The 3,998-nt window shown below is 62.6% G+C and carries 4 protein-coding genes and 1 pseudogene; all 5 read left to right on the top strand.

All coding sequences use genetic code 11. The features are described 5' to 3' along the window. Positions 1 to 541, top strand: a pseudogene (locus WBA11_RS17700) (glycosyl transferase); the annotation flags it as partial. After that, entirely contained in the window at positions 538 to 1,512 is a 975-nt protein-coding gene (locus WBA11_RS17695) for a DUF6625 family protein (RefSeq protein ID WP_424521962.1), read from the top strand. The pseudogene WBA11_RS17700 and the gene WBA11_RS17695, both read left to right, overlap by 4 nt. 3 nt (positions 1,513 to 1,515) lie before the next feature. Then, the gene (locus tag WBA11_RS17690) at positions 1,516 to 2,469 is read left to right on the top strand and encodes a glycosyltransferase family 2 protein (protein ID WP_424521961.1); all 954 of its coding nucleotides are present in this window, start codon (positions 1,516 to 1,518) and stop codon (positions 2,467 to 2,469) included. 296 nt (positions 2,470 to 2,765) lie between these two features. Next, positions 2,766 to 3,743, top strand: a complete 978-nt coding sequence (locus tag WBA11_RS17685) for an exostosin domain-containing protein (protein ID WP_424521960.1) — start codon at positions 2,766 to 2,768, stop codon at positions 3,741 to 3,743. 107 nt (positions 3,744 to 3,850) lie between these two features. Then, positions 3,851 to 3,998, top strand: a 148-nt coding sequence (locus WBA11_RS17680; RefSeq protein ID WP_424521963.1) for an IS630 transposase-related protein, incomplete at its 3' end; no start/stop codon positions are given.

The raw sequence follows: 3,998 nt of genomic DNA, 5'->3' as shown, positions 1-3,998 counted from the left end.
GGAGCGCCGGGTCGAGCAGCCGTTGATCCGCAAGGTGCTCGATCTGCACGCCGGGCGCCCAGGCTGGAAGATGCTCCTGGACTCGGACATGCTCTTTTTCCAGCGGCCCGACTGGCTCCTCGACTGGCTGGCGAAGGATGACAAAAAGCCGGCCTACATGGTCGACGTGGTCGAGGCGTACGGGTACTCGGACGCCCTCCGCTCTCGGCTCGTCGGCGGCAAGCCGTTCCCCGACCGCGCCAACATCGGCATCTTCGGCTGGCGCGGCGCCGACCTCGACATCGACTGGCTCGAGCACGCCGTCGGCACACTGCTGGCGGAGGAGGGGACCCACTACAACCTGACGCAGGGGATCACGAGCATGTTGTACGCCGGCCGCGACTGCGACGTGGCCCCAGCCGACGACTACGTTGTGCTCCCGTCGCTCGACGAGGGCCGCCAGCCGACGGCGGTGCTGCACCACTACGTCGCGGAGTCCAAGCGGTCTTACTTCCAGCACGGCTGGCGGATCGTGCTCGAGGCTCTCCTCTCTCGGTCATGACTCCACGAATCGGACTGCTCACGGTGTTTGTCGGCGACCTGCCAGATTACGTGGGGCTGTTCCTCCTCAGTTGCGGAGCGAACCCACTCTTCGACGTACACGTGGTGTCCAACCGGGAGCCTCCGCTCGCGCTGCCTTCGAATGTCTATTGGCACCGAGAGACGCTGGACCGGTTCAACGAGCGCGCGCAGGCTACCCTCGACCTTCCGGTCAATGTCCAGAAGCCATACAAGCTCTGCGACTTTAAGCCTACGTTCGGGACGGTATACCGCGACCTCCTAGGCAGGTACGAGTTTTGGGGCTACTGCGATGTCGACATGGTCTGGGGGAACGTGTCGCACTTCCTCGACGATACCATCTTAGACGGGGTAGACGTGTATTCCGTCGCCGGGCCTGGCTTCTTGTCAGGCGCGTTCACACTATTCCGTAACACTGGTCCTAGTGCCCGTCTCTTCGAGCGATCTCCGAACTACGAGCGAGTCCTCCTGTCGTCTGACTTTCACGCGTTCGACGAGGTTTGCTATCGGTGGGGTGGCCCATCAGACGTCAGCGTCCTTGCCAAAGAGGGGCAGCCAGTCAGCTTAACTGATGTAGCGCATCGCGCTCACGAGGAAGGGGTGTTGCGTTTGAGGACTCCACGTGTCTTGGCCGAGCCCAGCTTCTCGTGGGACCATCGGTTTCGACTCACGTGGGATGGGGAGCGTCTCGTGTGGACACGCAGCGACCAAGAGGTGATTCTATGCCATTTCGTGCACAATAAGGTAGAGCCGTTTTTCACGTTCCCAAGCTGGAACCGGTACCCCGATCACTACACAGTCTCGTGGGCCGGCCTCCGCGCTTCTGGTGATCCGGATCGCTCATCGGTCCGAGTGGTGCTGGACGACATGCCTCGAGCGCTGGCTTGGGGAGGCAGCCGGGTCTTATCGAAGATCCGTCACTGGGTGCCCCAACTCAGAGACGGCCTGCGCTAGCTGATGGCCTCACTCGTCTCCGTCCTGATCCCTGCTTACAACGTCGAGCGGTACGTTGGTGCTGCCCTTGACTCGCTATTGGCACAGACGTACCCGAACGTCGAGGTCATCGTCGTCAATGACGGATCGACGGACGGCACACGCGACGTGTTGAAATCCTACGAAGCCCGGGGCGTCCGCGTCATTAACCAGGCCAACGCAGGAGCCGCTGCAGCTCGGAACCGAGCTCTCGCTGAGTCGACCGGCACCGCCGTGCTGTTCCTCGACGGCGACGATTGGATCGGCTCGGAGCACCTCGCTCGTCTAGCGGCTCGGCTCGAAGGCTCGTCGTCACATGTCGCGATGGGTCAGTGGGCTCGGTTCCTCTCCGACCCTGCCGAGGCTGTCTTCCCGCACCATCCGTCCTACCGTGACGCGAACCCGGTGGACTGGATCGTATCTGACTGGACTGGCGCCCGCCCGATGACGCAGTCCGGCATGTTCCTCATTCCTCGTGTACTGCTCGACCAGACGGGCGGTTGGGACGAGAGGCTCTCACTCATCGACGACTTCGAGTTCTTCGCGCGTGTAATTGCAGGCAGCGACGGCGTGCGCTTCGCGCTCGGCGCTCGGTTACACTACCGGTCCGGCCTCGACGCGAGCCTGTCCGGCCGCAAGAGCCGGGCCGCGCGAGAGTCGCAGGCGCTCTCGCTGACGCTCGGCACACATCATCTCCTCGAGGCCGAGGACAGCCCGAGGACGCGCCGGGCCGCAGCCCATGTGCTCCAGGACTTCGTCTACGACGTGTACCCGGAGTACCCGGACTTGCGGCACCGTGTGGGGGCGAGGGTGGAGGAACTTGGTGGGAGCGACCTCGAGCCCAGCGGGCCGCCCGGGTTCCACCGCCTCCGGCGATTCGTTGGCTGGCGGCTCGCGCGACGAGTTGAGCGGTTTGCCGCTGGCCGCCGCATGACCTGACACCCATGCCGTTACCCACCTTTCTTATCGCCGGATCGGCGAAGCCGGGGGCCATGTCGGCCGCTAACTCTACCTCAGGGCGCACTTAGACGTGAGCAGTTCACTCCCGAGCGAACCCAGAGTCCCAACCTCGGGCGTACTGCCGGGTCCGCAGTGCGGGTCCAACGACCCCGACATTGCTCTCTCGATGCCGATGGTGCGCTCTCAGCCGGTGCCGTTAACGCCTGTCCGCGAGAAGACCACCTACCTGTCGGTTACTGTCAGGCCAATTCGTATCCGGTTGACCAGAGCGGAACATGAGTGATACCCGAACTACCATCTATTTCGACCTGTCAGCTGAGACCATCCATCAAGCGAACGAGTGGAGGAGTTTACTCGATGACATATCTGGTGGAGCCGGGACAGCAAGAATTGTGTCACACGCGCATGAGGCAGATATCGTAGTTCGGACAAAAGCGACGCCGTACGTGGAAGGCATCGCTGCGCTCCGCACGCCGGCCGGCCGGTACGAGAGAAAGGCGTCACCGAGACATGTCATATGGGATGACAATGATCACCCAACAGGACTACAGCCTGGACTATACTGCTCTCTCCCGCAACGGCTTCATGATTCCGCCCGTCACCGGACGGGTCCATACCCCATTACCTATAACGAGCAAGTCGAGGCTTACGATCTTGGAGATGCTCGCCATCTCGCGACGTTCCACGGAGGTCTGACACACCGGGTCCGCCGTCAAGTTGTCGGGGGGCTTTCGCAAGCTGATCGAGCCTCGGTCATAGTACAAGGGGGTGAGTGGAACCGGATGTTCACGCGAAGTGGAACGGCGTCGAAGCTTAGTTACGCTGAGAGCCTGAGGAGGACCAAGTTTTTCGTGTGCCCTCGAGGACGCGGAACAGGGTCGATCCGGCTGTTCGAAACCATGAAGGCCGCTCGCGTGCCAGTGATCATATCAGATTCATACGTGCTACCCGTAGGGATCGATTGGTCCACGTGCGCAGTGATCATACCGGAGCGTTATTCACAGGACATCGCCGGTATGCTCGCCGAAGTCGAGGACCAGTGGACGAACATGGCCCTGGCGGCACGGGATGCCTGGGAGGCACACTACTCAAGTAATACCCTACTCGATACGGTGGCGGAGTCGTTCCGTGCTGTCGCAGGGAGGGGAGCGCCAAGCCACCAACTCGCCGTAACCAGAGTAGTCACTCGGCAGATGGCTGTCAACGCCGTTCTCAGAGCGAACCGCATACTGCGCTCAGCTGTCAACCGCTGACGCTGTCTCTATGTCACCACTGAGCCCGCATCGAGCCTATGTCCCCGATTTCGTTACAGCGTGACATGGTAGCTCTGGTCGGGTAGCTTCGCCGCTCCGCACTCCCGATGGCGATCTCGACCGACCTCCGCCGCCGCGCCGTCGACGCGTACGAGCGTGGCGACGACTCCATCCCGACTGTGGCCGCCCGCTTCGCCGTCGGCGAGGCGTCGCTCGGCCGGTGGCTCCGGCGCAAGCGCCAGACCGGATCGGTCG

Source organism: Rubrivirga sp. (assembly GCF_049648075.1).
GTDB lineage: Bacteria > Bacteroidota > Rhodothermia > Rhodothermales > Rubricoccaceae > Rubrivirga.
This window is presented reverse-complemented; position numbering and strand designations above follow the sequence as displayed.